The 17,665-nt window shown below is 43.4% G+C and carries 10 protein-coding genes; 9 read left to right on the top strand and 1 reads right to left on the bottom strand.

Translation table 11 applies throughout. The features are described 5' to 3' along the window. Positions 1 to 205 precede the first annotated feature (205 nt). The 9 genes from ACFS6H_RS14715 to ACFS6H_RS14675 all read left to right on the top strand — a co-directional run bounded on the left by ACFS6H_RS14715 (position 206) and on the right by ACFS6H_RS14675 (position 14,042). Positions 206 to 1,285, top strand: coding sequence for an efflux RND transporter periplasmic adaptor subunit (locus ACFS6H_RS14715; protein ID WP_386100373.1), 1,080 nt, complete (start codon positions 206 to 208; stop codon positions 1,283 to 1,285). 26 nt (positions 1,286 to 1,311) lie between these two features. Then, the gene (locus ACFS6H_RS14710; RefSeq protein WP_386100370.1) at positions 1,312 to 4,467 is read left to right on the top strand and encodes an efflux RND transporter permease subunit; all 3,156 of its coding nucleotides are present in this window, start codon (positions 1,312 to 1,314) and stop codon (positions 4,465 to 4,467) included. Between the two features lie 4 nt (positions 4,468 to 4,471). Beyond that, positions 4,472 to 5,908 (top strand): TolC family protein, encoded by a 1,437-nt coding sequence (locus tag ACFS6H_RS14705; protein ID WP_386100367.1) that lies wholly within the window; start codon positions 4,472 to 4,474, stop codon positions 5,906 to 5,908. A gap of 658 nt (positions 5,909 to 6,566) precedes the next feature. Beyond that, complete coding sequence (locus tag ACFS6H_RS14700) at positions 6,567 to 7,514, top strand: EamA family transporter (RefSeq protein ID WP_386100364.1); 948 nt, start codon at positions 6,567 to 6,569, stop codon at positions 7,512 to 7,514. 142 nt (positions 7,515 to 7,656) lie between these two features. Further along, positions 7,657 to 9,165, top strand: a complete 1,509-nt coding sequence (locus ACFS6H_RS14695) for an OmpA family protein (protein ID WP_386100361.1) — start codon at positions 7,657 to 7,659, stop codon at positions 9,163 to 9,165. Positions 9,166 to 9,289: 124 nt separating this feature from the next. Then, a complete protein-coding gene (locus tag ACFS6H_RS14690; RefSeq protein ID WP_386100358.1) occupies positions 9,290 to 10,981 on the top strand; it encodes a S8 family peptidase in 1,692 nt (563 codons plus the stop codon). 208 nt (positions 10,982 to 11,189) lie between these two features. Next, entirely contained in the window at positions 11,190 to 12,455 is a 1,266-nt protein-coding gene (locus ACFS6H_RS14685) for a replication-associated recombination protein A (protein WP_386100355.1), read from the top strand. Further along, positions 12,445 to 12,903: a GNAT family N-acetyltransferase gene (locus ACFS6H_RS14680; RefSeq protein WP_386100352.1), complete on the top strand. Its 459-nt coding sequence runs from the start codon at positions 12,445 to 12,447 to the stop codon at positions 12,901 to 12,903. Before ACFS6H_RS14685 ends, ACFS6H_RS14680 begins: the two co-directional genes overlap by 11 nt. 164 nt (positions 12,904 to 13,067) lie before the next feature. Then, the gene (locus tag ACFS6H_RS14675) at positions 13,068 to 14,042 is read left to right on the top strand and encodes a hypothetical protein (protein ID WP_386100349.1); all 975 of its coding nucleotides are present in this window, start codon (positions 13,068 to 13,070) and stop codon (positions 14,040 to 14,042) included. A 468-nt stretch (positions 14,043 to 14,510) separates the two neighbouring features. Here the strand turns inward: ACFS6H_RS14675 and uvrA are convergent, their stop codons facing one another. Beyond that, positions 14,511 to 17,351 (bottom strand): excinuclease ABC subunit UvrA, encoded by a 2,841-nt coding sequence (uvrA, locus tag ACFS6H_RS14670; protein WP_386100345.1) that lies wholly within the window; start codon positions 17,349 to 17,351, stop codon positions 14,511 to 14,513. Between the last annotated feature and the right edge of the window lie 314 nt (positions 17,352 to 17,665).

The raw sequence follows: 17,665 nt of genomic DNA, 5'->3' as shown, positions 1-17,665 counted from the left end.
ACTGTTTTGTTGTATGCCTGTAACAGCAAATGAAGGATTTGTTGTACATACTCCTGTATGTTACCCCAACAGCAACAGGCAGGTAAATGTTGAATATTCCCGAACAGCAATATTACCTGTACCCATTTACAGGTAAGTTTTAAACTTATACACGGCCTCGTTTTACCGCTGGCCAATATTATTACACTCACTGAATTATTCCCCCATGAACAGAATTATATTGTACGCATGCGTATTAACGCTGACGTATTTAACCGGCTGCAAAAGCAAAAAACATGAGCCGGAAGAAACCAATACTTATATCGTTACCAGCCCTTTATTAGCTGACACGTCTTTTACGAAAGAGTATGTTACCCAGATCAACTCCATCCGCAATATTGAGATCAGGGCCCAGGAAAGAGGCTTTTTGCAGAACATTTACGTGGATGAAGGCCAGTATGTAAAAGAGGGCCAGCTCCTGTTCAGGATAATGCCCAAAATGTACGAGGCAGAATTATTGAAAGCCCAGGCCGAGGCAAGAGCTTCTGATATTGAATTACAGAATGCAAAAGTGTTAGTGGAAAAGAACATCGTTTCAAAAAATGAGCAGGCCATGGCCCAGGCCAAGCTGGACAAGGCCAATGCCGAAATAGCTTTGGCTAAACTGCATTTATCCTTTACGGAAATAAGAGCGCCGTTCAGCGGTGTGATAAACCGGCTGCCCAAGAAAATAGGAAGCCTGATTGATGAAGGCGAACTGCTGACCAGCCTGTCTGACAACAGCCAGATGTTTGCCTACTTTAATGTGTCGGAGCCGGAATACCTGAATTACCAGACCCATGCAAAGGACAGCAAACAACAGTTAAACCTGCGCCTGGCCGATAACTCCCTGCTACCCTATACCGGCATGGTGGAGACCATAGAAGGGGAATTTAATAATGAGACAGGTAATATCGCCTTCAGGGCAAAATTCCCTAACCCGGATAAGTTATTGAAACATGGTGAGACCGGTAAGGTATTAATGACCATACCCCTGAAAGGAGCGTTGCTGATTCCTCAGAAAGCTACTTATGAAATACAGGATAAAAAATATGTTTTTGTTATTGATAAGAACAATGTGGTGCAATCGAGAAATATCATCATTCAAACCGAAATGCCCGATCTGTATGTGGTAGCCAGTGGCCTGTCGCCAGATGACCGCATACTGCTGGAAGGTGTGCAGAAAGTAAAAGAGGATGAGAAGATAAAATATGAGTACCAGAAACCTGAAGAGGTAATCACTCATTTAAGATTGAAAGCAGAATAATTGTTAACTATTAATAGCATTATGACATGTTCAATAAATTTATACAGCGCCCTGTACTATCAATAGTTATTTCTTTAATTATTGTTTTTTTAGGTATTCTGGCCATTAATAATTTACCGGTAACCCAGTTCCCTACTATTTCACCGCCCAAAGTAACCGTTACGGTAGAGTACCCCGGTGCCAACGGTGAGCTGATGATCAAATCGGCCATCATTCCGCTGGAAAGAGCACTGAACGGTGTGCCTGGCATGAAGTATATGACCTCAGATGCCGGTAATGACGGCGAGGCCTCCATCCAGCTTGTTTTTAATTTAGGTACCGACCCTAACCAGGCAGCCTTAAACGTACAGAACCGTGTAGCATCGGTGGTTAATAAATTACCGCCACTGGTAGTACGTGAGGGTGTAAAGATCACCCGGCAGGAATCCAACATGCTGATGTATGTGAACCTGTACAGCAAAGATCCCAAGGCAGACCAGAAGTTTTTATTTAACTACGCCGACATTAACCTGTTACCCGAATTAAGAAGGGTAAATGGTGTAGGTGTTGCCGATATACTGGGAAACCGTGAATACGCCATGCGTATCTGGTTAAAACCCGACAGGATGCTGGCTTATAAAATATCGGCCGAGGAAGTGATGGAAGCACTGAGTAAACAAAGCCTGGAAGCCTCACCCGGTAAAACAGGCGAAAGCTCCGGCAAAAGATCACAATCTTTTGAATATGTATTAAAGTACTCCGGACGTTTTACTACCCAGAAACAATATGAGGATGTGGTACTCAGGGCAACGCCAAACAGTGAGATACTGCGTTTAAAAGATGTGGCAGATGTGGAGTTTGGCAGCTCTATGTACGATATCTATTCCAACCTGAACGGCAAACCCTCTGCCGCCATTGTATTAAAACAATCATATGGCAGTAATGCCAGCCAGGTAATTAAAGATGTAAAGGAGAAACTGAAAGAGATTAAAAAGAACTCCTTCCCCAAAGGAATGGATTACGAGATCAGTTATGACGTTTCCTCCTTCCTGGATGCATCGATAGAAAAAGTGATTCATACCCTCATTGAAGCTTTTATACTGGTAGGCCTGGTGGTATTTATTTTCTTAGGTGACTGGCGCTCTACCATTATACCGGCTATTGCGGTGCCGGTTTCGCTGGTGGGTACCTTTATGTTCATGCAGTTCTTTGGCATTACGCTTAACCTGATCACGCTGTTTGCCCTGGTACTGGCCATTGGTGTGGTGGTGGATGATGCCATTGTGGTAATTGAAGCTGTCCATGCGAAGATGGAAGCCGAACATTTAAAGCCGCGAAAGGCAACGAAGAAGGCCTTAAAGGAAATATCAGGCGCTATTATCGCCATTACCTTTTTAATGGCCGCTGTATTTATACCGGTAGCTTTTATGTCAGGACCGGTAGGTATGTTCTACCGCCAGTTTTCTATTACCATGGCTACGGCTATTATCCTGTCGGGTATTGTGGCATTGACCCTCACACCCGCCTTATGTGCCATTGTATTAAAAAACAATCATGGTGTGCCGGCCAAAAGAACACCCATTAAAATGTTTATTGATGGTTTTAATAAACTGTTCAACAAATCTGCTGGTAAATACCAAAAGTTATTAGAGAAAGTAGCTTCACGCCGGGTCATCACTTTTGTGGTATTGATCGGCTTTAGTATCGGTACTTTTTTACTGAACAAAGTGGTGCCTTCGGGTTTTATTCCCAATGAAGACCAGGGGATGTTTTATGCAGTGATACAAACGCCGCCGGGCTCCTCGCTGGAAAGAACAAACGAAATAGCCGAACGGGTGCAGAAAATAGCCGAGGAGATTGATGGTATACAATCCGTATCGGCACTGGCCGGTTACGAGATATTGACAGAGGGCACGGCCGCCAACTCCGGCACCTGCCTGGTTAACCTAAAAGACTGGGGCGAACGTAAACACTCGGTACAGGAAATTATGCATGAACTGGAAGAGAAGACAAAAGATATTACGGGTGCCACTATTGAACTGTTCCAGCCACCGGCTGTACCGGGTTATGGTGCTGCGGGCGGCTTTGAGCTCCGGCTGCTGGATAAGTCAGGCTCCGGTGATTATAAAAAAATGGAGACGGTTAACAACGAGTTTGTGGCAGCACTCAGTAAACGGCCCGAGCTTACTTCGGTGTTTAGTTTTTATAGTGCCAGTTACCCGCAATACATGCTGAAGATAGATAATGACCTGGCGCAACAGAAAGGAGTGTCGATAGAGAATGCAATGAATACTTTATCCACCTTAGTGGGCAGTAACTACGAGATCAGCTTTATCCAGTTTGGCCGCCAGTATAAAGTAATTGTACAGGCAGCGGCACAGTACAGGGCATTACCGGAGGATATTCTGAAAATATACGTGAAGAACGACCAGGAAGAAATGGTTCCCCTGTCGGCCTTTATGAGTATGGAGAAAGTATATGGCCTGTCGGAAATAACCCGTCATAACATGTACAATTCGTCGGAGATAAGTGGTTCGGCAGCGATGGGCTACAGCAGCGGTGAGGCCATCAAAGTGATAAAGGAAGTAGCGGATAAAACATTACCCCGGGGGTTTGGTATTGACTGGGCCGGTATATCTGCCGATGAAGTAGCACAAAACAACCAGGCCATTTACATTTTTCTGATCTGTCTTGGTTTTGTGTACCTCATACTGGCCGCACAATATGAAAGCTTTATTTTACCCTTATCGGTGATACTATCCTTACCGGCCGGTATATTCGGCGCCTTCTTCCTGTTAAAACTATTTGGCCTGGAGAATAATATCTACGCCCAGGTAGCCATGGTGATGCTGATAGGTTTATTGGGTAAGAATGCAGTATTGATCGTTGAGTTTGCAGCGCAGCGCCGTGAACAGGGATTAACCGTATTACAGGCAGCACTGGAAGGTGCCAAAGCCCGTTTCCGTCCCATCTTAATGACCTCCTTTGCCTTTATTGCCGGCCTGATACCCCTGGTATTTGCCAATGGCCCTGGTAAGTTAGGTAACCGTACTATCGGTACTGCTGCAGCTGGTGGTATGTTACTGGGAACCATATTTGGTGTGGTGATCATACCCGGCCTGTATTATATATTCGGCAGCATTGCAGCCAGGCACAAGTTTATAAAAGATGAAGACGAAAATCCGTTAACCGAAGAATTTTAATATTATGTTCAACAAAAAAATATATGTCCCTTTACTCTTCGCCGGTATCTGCTTTATACTGGTAAGTTGTAAAATACCGGCAGTAACACAGAGGGAGGAAAACAAAACAGTACCGCAATCATTTTCAAATAACCGTGATACTGCGAATACGGCAACTATTCAATGGCGGCAATTTTTCACTGACCCTTTGTTGATCAACCTGATTGATACGGCTTTAAAAAACAACCAGGAGTTATTGATCACCCTGCAGGAAATCGAGATCAGCCGTAATGAAATAGGTATACGCCAGGGTAAACTATTACCCGCTGTAAACTACCGCGCCGCTATGGGTGTTGAAAAAGTAGGTCGTTATACCAGCCAGGGGGCCGGTGATGCCGGTACCGATATCAAGCCAGGTAAAGCCATGCCCGAACCCTTAGGTGATTTTAACCTGTCGGCCGTGGCCAGTTGGGAAGTGGATATCTGGAAAAAATTACGCAATGCAAAAAAAGCAGCTATTACAAAATATCTTTCCACTATTGAAGGTAAAAATTTTGTAATCACCAACCTGGTGGCCGAAATAGCCAGTTCTTATTATGAACTGCTGGCGCTGGATAATCAACTGGCCATTGTAAAACAGAATATCGCCTTACAAAACAATGCCCTGGAGATTGTAAAAGTGCAGAAAGAGGCCAGCAAGGCAACAGAGTTGGCCGTTAAAAAATTTGAAGCGGAAGTATACAGTTCGCAAAGCCTTGAGTTCAATATCCTGCAACAGATAACAGAAACGGAGAACCGTATCAATCTTTTACTGGGCCGTTTTCCACAGCCGGTTACAAGAAGTACGGCGGCATTTGCCACCAGCCTTTTACCGCAATCCATTAACAGTGGCATACCGGCACAGTTATTAACCAATCGTCCGGATATTAAACAGGCCGAGCTGGAACTGGCAGCCGCTAAACTGGATGTAAAAGTAGCGAGGGCCGAATTCTATCCTTCACTGGACCTGTCTGCCTCCTTTGGTGTACAGGCTTTTAACCCGGCCTATATTACCCGTTTACCCGAATCCCTGTTATACTCTCTTGCAGGCGACCTGGTAGGTCCGTTGATCAACCGCAGGGCTATTAAAGTAGAATTTTATAATGCCAATGCACGGCAGTTACAGGCCATGTATGAATATGAACGCAGTATTGTAACGGCCTGTGTGGAAGTATCTTCTACCCTGTCCAACATTCAAAACCTGCAGAAGAGTTATGCATTAAAATCAAAAGAAGTGGAAGCATTGACACAGTCCATTGCTATTTCCGGCGACCTGTTCAAATCGGCCAGGGCCGATTACCTGGAAGTATTAATGACACAGCGTGACGCACTGGATGCAAAACTGGAACTGGTAGATACCATTAAAGAACAATTGATCGCAACAGTGAATATTTATAAAAGCCTTGGTGGTGGATGGCAATAAGTGGGATTGCCATGGTGAGTGAGCCGGCGAAAGCCGGCTTTTTTTATCCCGCAGATTTCCGGGGATTTGTTTCGCAGATTTTCGCTGATTTTTTTTAAGTAGCACATCATTATTCTCCAATTCCCATCTGCGCAAATCTGCGCTGTATTTTAATCTCCGTTCATCTGCGGGACAAAACTCAGTACAGCACTCAACAAATACATGCCCTCCAATTCCCATCTGCGCAAATCTGCGCTGTATTTTAATCTGCGTTCATCTGCGGGACAAAACTCAATACAGCACCCAACAAATACATACCCACCAATTACCATCTGCGCAAATCTGCGCTGTATTTTAATCTGCGTTCATCTGCGGCACAAAACTCAGTACAGCACCCAACAAATACATACCCACCAATTACCATCTGCGCAAATCTGCGCTGCACTTTCATCTGCGTTGATCTACGGGACAAAACTCAATACAGCACCCAACAAATACATACCCTCCAATTACCATCTGCGTAAATCTGCGCTGTATTTTAATCTCCGTTTATCTGCGGGACAAAACTTAACTACAACCGCTCTTAAAATGTTTATTAATAGTTAACAGGACAAACCTAATTTTGCAGGCGTTACAACATTTACAGGAAGGGTTTGTTTATCTGGGAATAACTATTAACATGTCAACAAAAAACACGCAGGCCTCGCCTGCCATGGTGATACTGGCTTTTGCCATTTTATATATTGTCTGGGGATCCACTTATTTCTTTATACAGGTAGCCATACACGATATTCCGCCTTTTATCATGGGCTTCCTGCGCTTTATTGCATCGGGCCTGATATTGGCAAGCTGGTGTTTCTATCAAAGAGAGCAGTTCTGGAACAAAAGAAATATCCGGATAGCTGCTGTTACCGGTTTTTTATTGTTATTCATTGGTACCGGCGCCGTTATTTATGCGGAAAAAATAATTCCCAGTTCATTGGCTGCGGTATTGGTATCATCCTCTCCTTTATGGTTTGTGATACTTGATAAGCCGCAATGGAAAACAAACTTCAACAGCAAAGAAACCATTATCGGCCTGGTGATAGGCTTTATCGGCGTACTGTTGTTGTTTGGCGACCAGTTCTCCAATATGAACCTGAGTGGAAGTAACGGCCCCATCATTGCAGCGTTACTGGCACTGGTGATAGGCACCATAAGCTGGGCAGGCGGTTCCCTATATTCAAAATACAATGCCGGCGGATCGGCGCTGGTCAACAGTTCCTGGCAAATGTTAGCTGCAGCTTTTGCATTCTTTATATGCAGTTTGTTTACCAACGAATGGCAAAACTTTGAATGGCAGGCCGTACCCACCAAAGCCTGGATGGCGGTACTCTACCTGGTGTTTTTCGGCTCCATTATCGCTTACAGTGCCTATGTATGGTTATTAAGCGTTAGGCCAGTAACTCAAGTAAGTACATACGGTTATGTTAACCCGGTAGTAGCCGTACTATTAGGTGTATTTTTTGCCCATGAAAAAATAACCTGGATGCAGGTATTGGGCCTGAGCATTATTTTAACCAGTGTTTTACTCATTAACCTGGCAAAATACCGGAAGCAAAAACAGGTTACGGCTACAGGCAATTAAAAAATAAATACAGCTGACTTTATACTAAAAATGCTGATATACAGTTGTATAAGCGGCAATTTTAGCATAATACTTTTGCCGTTTGCGAAATAATTGCAATTTTTACACCCGAAATCATATCCCTGAAACTAACTTTTATCGCATGATTCGTTACACTATTGTTGCTATTGGTCTGCTGCTGGGTACTTTTACTGCAATGGCACAATCCCGGGTAGGCTTACAAATAGGTGGTCACTCCTCCAACATTTTAGAAAAAAACAACCTGCCCGACTGGGATGAGACCAAGGGATATTACCAGGGCCGCACCGGCATACATATCGGCGTTATTGCCGATCTCCCTTTTAAAGAGGGCTCCCGTTTCTTCTTCCAGCCTGGTGTACTTTTTACCCAGAAAGGGCGCAAATTCAACCAACTGTTTGATACTACTGTTTCCGATATTGCCAATATCCGTTCCAAACAATTGCTTAACTATATAGATATCCCATTGAATATTGTATACAAACTGCCGATGGGTAAAAAAAGCAAGTTCATAATCGGCGCCGGGCCTTACGGTTCTTTCTTCTTCAATGGCCGGCATGAAAAGGAAACCTTTGCTAAAAATGGCGCATACCAGAAAGATGAGAACAAAGACCTGCAGGTAGGCAACGAACCCGATGCTTATAAGATATTTGACTTCGGCTTTAATGCATTGGCAGGTTTTGAATTTGGCAGGGTATTCTTAACTGCTAATTACAGCCAGGGACTGAATAAATTCTTTACACCTAAAGATTATACAGCCAGTCAATATAACCACCAGGTAATTGGCGGCACTTTAGGTTTATACCTGGGTAATATCAATAAAACCGAAAAAGATACTGATAAGGACGGCGTACCGGATGATAAGGATAAATGTCCTACTGTTCCCGGTAAGGCTGAATTTGCCGGTTGCCCGGATAGCGATAATGACGGCTTGCCTGATAACGAGGATGGCTGTCCGCTGGAAGCCGGTCCTGCCGCTAACCATGGCTGCCCTTATGCCGATACGGACAAAGATGGTGTACTGGATAAAGACGATAAATGTCCTGCTGTTCCTGGTCCTAAAGAAAACAATGGTTGTCCATGGCCTGATACAGATAATGATGGTATACTGGATAAAGATGATGCCTGTCCCACAGTGGCCGGTGTAGCAAGGTATAAAGGCTGTCCTGTACCCGACAGCGATGGGGATGGTGTAAATGACGAGGAAGATAAATGTCCGCAGGTTGCCGGCTTAAAAGCATTACAGGGTTGCCCGGCCATTGCCGAAGAAAAGAAACAAGAAATTGTTAAAAAACTGACTTTTGTAGCTAAAAAGATCCAGTTCACTAAAAACCAGGCGGTATTGACCCAGGGTTCTACTGTAGTACTGGATGAAGTGGTGGAAATACTGCAACAAAACCCGACTGTACACCTGCAGATCGACGGACACAGCAGTGATGAAGGTCAGCGTGAAGTGAATATGCGTTTATCACAGCAACGTGCCGATGCCGTGAAGGATTATATTACCGGCAAAGGAATTGATGCTGAAAGGTTGAATAGCAAGGGTTACGGACCAGATAAACCACTTAATCCTGCCAAAACCGAACAGGCCCGTAAACAGAACAGGAGGGTTGAAATAACCATAAGCAACTAAACCAGGCAGTTTTCCGTCAACAACATAACCAAAACCTCTGTTATAAATAAAACAGAGGTTTTTTTGTTTTGTAAAAATGTATGAATGGTAAACATTAATTTCGCATATTTATCAAATTTGTAGCATGAAAAGACACAATATGATTAATTCTTTCAAACGATTTGCTTTATTTATTGCCGCTGGCCTGTTTAGCTTAAACCTGGTAGCCCAGAAAAAGGACGTACCACAAGGCTGGCATTTATTGGACAGTAAGGATAGTGGATACTATGGTATCAGTATGGACAAAGCTTATGCTTTTGTGAAAGCTAAAAAGCTAAAAAGTGAGCCGGTTATTGTAGCCGTAATTGATTCGGGTATTGATACCCTGCACGAGGACCTGAAATCGGTATTATGGGTAAACACCAAAGAAATTCCGGGTAATGGTATTGATGATGATAACAATGGCTATGTAGATGATGTACACGGCTGGAACTTCCTGGGTGGTAAAAACAATACCAATGTTGATAAGGACTCCTACGAAGCAGCAAGGGTATACCATAAATACAAAGCCAAATTCGAGGGTAAATCTGCCAGCAGTTTTACCGGTGCCGAAGCAAAGGAATATGAAATGTGGGCCATGGCCAAAGAAGAAGTAGCCGGCGAAATGGATGCTTTTTCGGTGATGATGTTAAACCGTATGTATAAAACCCTGCTGGATGGCGACAGTGTGATTAAAAAAGAATTAGATAAAGAGGAATATACCTGTAAAGACCTGGCTACCTATACCACCACCAATGCCGCGGCTTTAAAAGCAAAAGGACAACTGCTTTCTTTATGTAAAATGAACGAAACAGATGAGATCAGCAATGTGGCCATCCTGAACCAGTTATCCGGTGAAGTGGAAAAATTAAAAGCAGTGGACACTCCACCTACCAATTACAGGGGGAATGTTGTAAACGATAACTACAATGACATCAATGACCGTTTTTACGGCAACAACAACTTGATGGTATCTAACAGTGCCGCTATGCACGGCACACACGTTTCAGGTATTATTGCCGCTGCCCGTAACAACGGTGTAGGTATGGATGGTGTAGCCGATAATGTAAAAATTATGACGGTGAGAGCTGTACCTGATGGTGACGAGCATGATAAAGACATTGCCCTTGCTATCCGTTATGCAGTAGATAATGGCGCCAGGATCATTAACATGAGCTTTGGTAAATCCTACTCTCCTGAAAAAAAATGGGTGGATGAAGCGGTTCAATATGCACAAAGCAAAGGTGTATTACTGGTACATGCGGCCGGTAACAGTGCTAAAAACCTGGATACCACTTTTAACTTCCCTACCCCGGTTTATGAAAACGGCCAGCGTGCTTCTAACTGGATCACTGTTGGTGCCAGCGGACCCAGCCTGAGCATTAAAGAAGGTGGTTTAACCGCTAACTTCTCTAACTACGGTAAAAAAGAAGTGGACGTTTTTGCGCCCGGTGTGAAGATCTATGCAACCGTTCCGGGTGGTAATACTTATGCCAATTTACAGGGTACCAGTATGGCTTCACCCGTGGTGGCAGGTTTAGCGGCATTTATTTTAAACTACTATCCTAAACTTACTGCCGAGCAGGTAAAATATGCGATTGAAAAATCGGTTACCGTACCTAATGGCAAAGTATTGGACCCCGGTACCAAAGAAGAAGTTGATTTCAGTGAATTAAGCCGTAACGGTGGAATCGTTAATGCCTATGAAGCTATCAAAATAGCCTCTACCTTAAAAGGTGAACGTAAAGAAACTAAAGCGCCTGTTAAATCGTCTGTTAAGCCAAAAGCTAAAGACTAATTTAATAAGCCTTACTATAATTTTAAAAGACCGGTTTTTGCCGGTCTTTTTATTTAGGGCCGGGCATATGGTTCTTTGGGCATCGTTCCTTGCGTCGCACACTTCGGCTGTTGTAACACGGTTCAGCAAAAAAACTAAATTTAATAGCAATTATACCCTCCGATTGCTAAAAAAATGTGACCTTTACATATAGTTTAAATGATTATTAATGACTCCCCTCGCCGAAAGAATCAGACCCGCCAATTTGGACGAACTTACCGGACAAGAACATCTTGTTGGCAAGGGCAGTATTTTACGCACAGCGATTGAAGCAGGTAAGATCCCTTCCATGATCCTCTGGGGGCCGCCGGGCACCGGTAAAACCACCCTGGCCAATATCATCGCGAATACTTTATCAGTTCCTTTCTTCACCCTCAGTGCCATCAGCTCAGGTGTAAAAGATATCCGGGAGGTAATTGACCATGCCAGGCATGCGCATAATGCTATCCTGTTTATTGATGAGATCCACCGCTTTAATAAAAGCCAGCAGGATGCATTATTAGGTGCTGTAGAAAAAGGCACGGTCACCCTCATTGGCGCAACTACCGAAAACCCTTCCTTTGAGGTTAACAGCGCCTTATTAAGCCGCTCACAGGTATATGTATTGAAAGCACTGGATCCGGATGATCTTATTGCTTTATTGCATAAGGCCATGGAAAAGGATGAATATATTAAAGTAAAAAAAGTACAGTTGCAGGAAACAGCTGCCCTGTTGAACATCTCAGGTGGCGACGCCCGTAAACTACTCAACTTATTTGAACTGGTAGTAACCAGTACCCCTTTTAATGAACAGGGTCAAACCATTATTACCGATGAGCAGGTAATGAAAATTGCGCAACGGAAAGTAGCTTTATATGATAAAGCCGGGGAACAGCATTATGATATTATTTCCGCTTTTATAAAATCCATCCGTGGCAGCGATCCCAATGGAGCAGTGTACTGGCTGGCCCGTATGCTGGATGGCGGTGAGGACATTAAATTCATAGCCCGCCGTTTAGTAATATTGGCCAGTGAAGATATAGGCAATGCCAATCCCAATGCCTTGTTGCTGGCCAATGCCACTTTTGAAGCCGTTAATAAAGTAGGCAACCCCGAATCCCGTATCATCTTATCACAATGTGCTGTGTATTTAGCCAGTTCGGCCAAGAGTAATGCCTCCTATATGGCTATTGGCAGTGCAGCGGCCATGGTACAAAAAACAGGCGATCTGCCTGTTCCCCTGCATTTACGCAACGCCCCTACCCAACTGATGAAAAAGCTGGATTATGGCGCCGATTACCAATATGCACACAACTATGATAACAACTTTGTTAACCAGGAATTTCTCCCTGATAAAATAGCAGGCACCAAATTTTACGAACCGGGTAACAATGCCAGGGAAAATGAATTAAGAAACTATTTAAAAAAACTGTGGAAAGATAAATATGACTACTGATCAACAGGCCAGCTGGCAACTCATACACTTCAACGATCTTACACCTGTTCAATTATACAATATACTTCGCCTTCGTTCAGAGGTCTTTGTGGTGGAGCAAAACTGTGTGTACCTTGATCTCGACGGAAAAGACAACGAGTGTTTTCACCTGTTTGCTGAACAGGATAATAAAACAATTGCCTGCTCCAGGATCGTACCGCCCGGTTTATCCTATATTGAACCATCTATCGGCCGCATTGCCACTGCCGGCGAAACAAGAGGTTCCGGTTATGGAAAAGAACTGGTACAACGTAGTATTGACGCTACTTTACAGTTATATGGAGAAACAGCCATTAAGATAGGAGCCCAGTTATATTTGAAAAAATTTTACGAATCTTTCGGCTTTGCACAGGTAAGTGATATTTATGATGAAGACGGTATTGACCATATAAAAATGTTGCGTTCCTGAGCCTGAAAAAGTATAAACACATGCCGGTACTCGTAAATTAACGAAGTACTACACGCAGAAAAAGACCAAATACTTAAAAAAAATTATATCAATTCTTGTCAGGATTTGAGCTTTCTCTAATTTAGCATCCGAAACCAATAAGAGAAACCGAAAATCTGATATCTATGAACCGAGCTATTTTGAAAGCACGCCTATGCGTGCTGAGTATTGCTGTATGCTCCTTTTTCTATTCCCCCCAATCAAAAGCCCAGTCTGTTTTTAGTCAAAATGGAAATTTAGAAGCCGGCATCGGCCTTGGCCCTATGTTTTTTTTAGGTGACCTGGGTGGATCTGCCGGAACCGGTAGAGGCTTTATTAAAGACATTGACCTTCCATTGACAAAACTGGCTACAAGTGCCTACCTTTCTTATCATCCCAATGAATGGCTGAACTTTCGTTTAGCATTGAATCATGGTGTGGTAGAGGGTAATGACGCACAGGCTCCAAACAAAGGGGGTGATGAAATTTACCGTATCAACAGGAATCTTCATTTTAAATCTCATATCTGGGAAGCCTATGTAGCTGCCGAAGTATACCCTACTGTTTTCCTGGAGCGTTACGATGGTTTAAAAGGCAAATTAAGACCCTACGGGGTGATCGGTATCGGCGGTTTCAGGTTTAATCCAAAAGCCAAAGATAATAACGGGAACTGGGTAGCCTTACAACCCTTAAGAACCGAGGGCCAGGGAATGGCCGAATACCCCGACAGGAAGCCTTACAGTCTTTTCCAGCTGGAGATACCAATGGGCCTGGGTATTAAATATTACGTAACGGATAAAATGTATGTTGGCCTTGAATTATTACACCGTCAGTTGTTTACAGACTATATTGATGATGTAAGTAAAAATTATATCGACCCTATTCATTTTGATACTTACTTGTCACCTGACCAGGCGGCATTAGCCAAACAAATGCACTACCGCCAGTTAAACAACACCCCGGGTTCCAACCCTGGTAACAGTGAAGGTGTTCAGCGTGGTGACCCTAAAGACAATGACTCATTTTTCTCAACACTGTTGAAAGTAGGTATCCGTTTCAATGAAGGTGATACACCTAACAAACGTGCCCGCAAGCAGTTGAGATGCCCGGTATTTTATTAATCAGGTACCCTTTTATAAGTCGCACATACTGTATTAACCACAAAAACCACTTTGTCCGGTAAATTATATGAACTGATACTTTAATAAAATCTGATACCCTGGTTGAATAAACCTAATCCGTTCTCTATTGGTCTTTCTTTTTAAAAATTTTATTAAACGTTGTCATTTCATTTTTACCGGATTTTTCTTTGGCAGTTCTTTTTTTTCTCATAACTAAGGACCCGTACTAACAGGGACTTCATGTAAAATCCAATATATCCGGATGAAAAACATGGTACCATACCACACCCGAAAAGATTTTCTGATGCTCCCTGTTTCCTACGGGATTTAACCATTATTCCCCCAAAGATTTATCATTATACCCAACCTGAAAACTATTTAATAAAAAAGAGGCTATCAAACCTCTTTTTTATTTTTATACCCCAGGGTTCTTCTTATGGTCCATAGTAATGGTAATGGAATATAACTTTACAATTCAGTCTTCAGGTACATCGCCGTATGGCTTTCTTTCACCTTTACTAACTTCTCCGGTGTACCCTCAAACAATACCTGGCCACCGCCATCACCGCCTTCGGGGCCAATATCAATAATATGATCGGCCATTTTTATCACGTCCATATTATGTTCAATCACTAATACCGTATTTCCTTTTTCTACCAGTTGGGTCAATATATGCAACAAGTGTTTTATATCCTCGAAATGTAAACCGGTAGTAGGTTCATCCAGTATATAAAAGGTTTTACCGGTATCTCTTTTGCCTAATTCAGTAGACAGCTTCACACGCTGTGCTTCACCGCCACTAAGGGTTACAGCCGATTGGCCCAGAGTAATATAACCCAAGCCTACCTCTTCCAACACTTTTATTTTACGGTATATATAAGGCACCGGCTGAAAAAACTGAACTGCATCTTCCACGGTCATCTCCAGTACATCGGCAATGGATTTACCTTTGTACCGTATCTCCAGTGTTTCGCGGTTATATCGTTTACCATTACACTTCTCACAAGGCACATATACATCGGGTAAAAAATTCATTTCTATCACCCGCATACCGCCCCCTTCACAAACTTCGCAACGGCCACTCTTTACATTAAACGAAAAACGGCCCGCATTATACCCTCTTATTTTTGCTTCGGGTAAGGAAGCAAACAAAGTCCGTATATCAGTAAAAAAGCCGCAGTAAGTAGCCGGGTTACTTCTTGGTGTACGTCCGATCGGTAGCTGGTCTATCTCAATCACTTTATCAATATGTTCTAATCCTTTTACCGATTTATAAGGCAGGGGCGCCTGCTTGGATTTATAGGCATGCTGCGATAGTATCGGGTACAGGGTTTCATTGATCAGTGTCGATTTGCCGCTGCCGCTTACCCCCGTTACCACGATCATCTTTCCCAGGGGGAAACTCACTGATACATTTTGTAAATTATTCCCCGTTGCCCCTTTAATATCCAGGCTCTTACCATTCCCTTTCCTGCGGACAGCAGGTGTTTCAATCTTATTGCTGCCATTCAGGTAACCGGCCGTAATGGTATCCAGTTTTACAATATCCTTGGGTAAACCTTCTGCTACTACTTTACCGCCATGTATACCGGCTTTGGGACCAATATCAATTAAATAATCTGCCGCCAGCATTATATCCTTATCATGCTCCACTACTATCAGGCTGTTACCTATATCCCGTAAGGATTGTAAAGCCTGTATCAGTTTATGATTATCCCGCTGGTGCAAACCAATAGAGGGTTCATCCAATATATACGTTATACCGCGCAACTGCGAGCCTATCTGTGTGGCCAGGCGTATACGCTGCGATTCACCACCACTTAATGTGCGGGAAGTACGGCTCAAGGCCAGGTAGGTTAATCCCACATCCAGCAAAAACTGTAACCGTTCCCTTATCTCTTTTAATATATCCTTACCAATGGTTTTCTGGCGGTTATCAATCCGTAATTCAATACCATCCAACCAGGCCGCCAGGTTATCCAGATTCATATCACTTAACTCGGATATATTCCGGCCTGCTATCTTGAACCAAAGACTTTCTTTTTTTAACCGGGCACCACCACAGCTTTCGCAGGTTTGGGTTTGCATATACTGTTCGGCCCACTCTTTAATATTTTCCGTGGTATTCCCATGAAACCACCGGTTCAGCATATTCACCACCCCTTCAAAAGGCGCCTGCGGATCATACTGGTACTGGTCATAATCCGTATCCGTTACATCCCCACCTTCATTACCAAACAATATCAGGTTCAGCAATTTTTCCGGTATCTCCGCAATGGGTTTATTCAGGGGTATCTTATTCTTCTTGGCCAGTGCCTGTACCTGCTTATAAATATGCGCATCTCTTTCCTCACCTACCGGCACTATACCGCCGTCTTTAATGGTTACCGTCCTGTCCGGTATTACAGCATCCATATTAATGGAATAAGTAGTACCCAAACCCCGGCAGGTAGGACAGGCTCCGTAAGGTGAGTTAAAAGAAAAGGAATTAGGCGAGGGTTCTTCATAACTAATGCCGGTATCCTCACACATCAGCATCTTACTGTATTGTACCAGTTTATTGGTATCGTTCACTAAAATAAATAACAGGTCCTTGCCTGTTTTCAACCCCTGCTGTGTACTCTGGCTCAACCGGGTCCTTAATTCATCCGACACTTCCATGCGGTCGATCACCAACTCAATATCATGTACCTTATACCGATCTACCTGCATTTTTGCTACTACATCCTGTATCTCACCATCCACCCTTACTTTTAAAAACCCTTTCTTGCGTATATCTTCGAACAATTCCCGGTAATGTCCTTTACGGCCACGGATCATTGGCGCCAGTATGGTTATCTTTTGTCCGGCATACTTTTCCAGTATATCATTTACGATCTGTTCTTCGCTCCACTTCACCATGCGCTTACCCGTATTGTACGAATAAGCTTCACCTATACGGGCATACAATAACCTGAAAAAATCATACAGCTCGGTAATGGTACCCACCGTAGATCTTGGATTTTTATTGGTTGTCTTCTGTTCAATCGATATCACCGGTGATAAGCCGGTTATCTTATCAACATCGGGTCTTTCCATATCGCCAATGAACTGGCGGGCATAGGCGCCGAATGTTTCCATATAACGGCGCTGTCCTTCAGCATAAATGGTATCAAAGGCAAGCGACGATTTTCCGCTGCCGCTGATGCCGGTAACCACCACTAATTTATTCTTGGGAATATTTAGACTGATATTTTTGAGATTGTGCACTTTGGCACCCATCACTGCTATTTCCTGGTTGTTCGTTTTTTGATCCGCACTTTTAGCCATAATTGTTTTTCGCTTACGGCTGCAAAGATACGATCCAAAAGCCGATACTGATTTCCAAACAGAAACGCCCCCAGTGTTTCTTTGTTCACATTTTTATAGTTTTGAGGTAACTGCACCGGCTTCCGTCCGCTACCCTTTTACCGTCACCAGACCCGTTTTGCCCCGGCCCAGGCAGGCATTTCTTGCACCCCATTTTTTCAGTCTTCAAACCTCCCGCCTTCCCCCCTATTCTTTACCATTTTTTCTTACTCCCCGCGAAGTGCCCCAACTACCGGTCCCGAAATGTTAAAAAAATGCAATGCCGGGCAAATACA

It is taken from the genome of Terrimonas rubra (assembly GCF_042686025.1).
In the GTDB taxonomy this organism is placed as follows: Bacteria; Bacteroidota; Bacteroidia; order Chitinophagales; family Chitinophagaceae; genus Terrimonas; species Terrimonas rubra.
The sequence above is the reverse complement of the archived record's forward strand: the minus strand, read 5'-3'. Positions and strand labels throughout refer to the sequence as shown.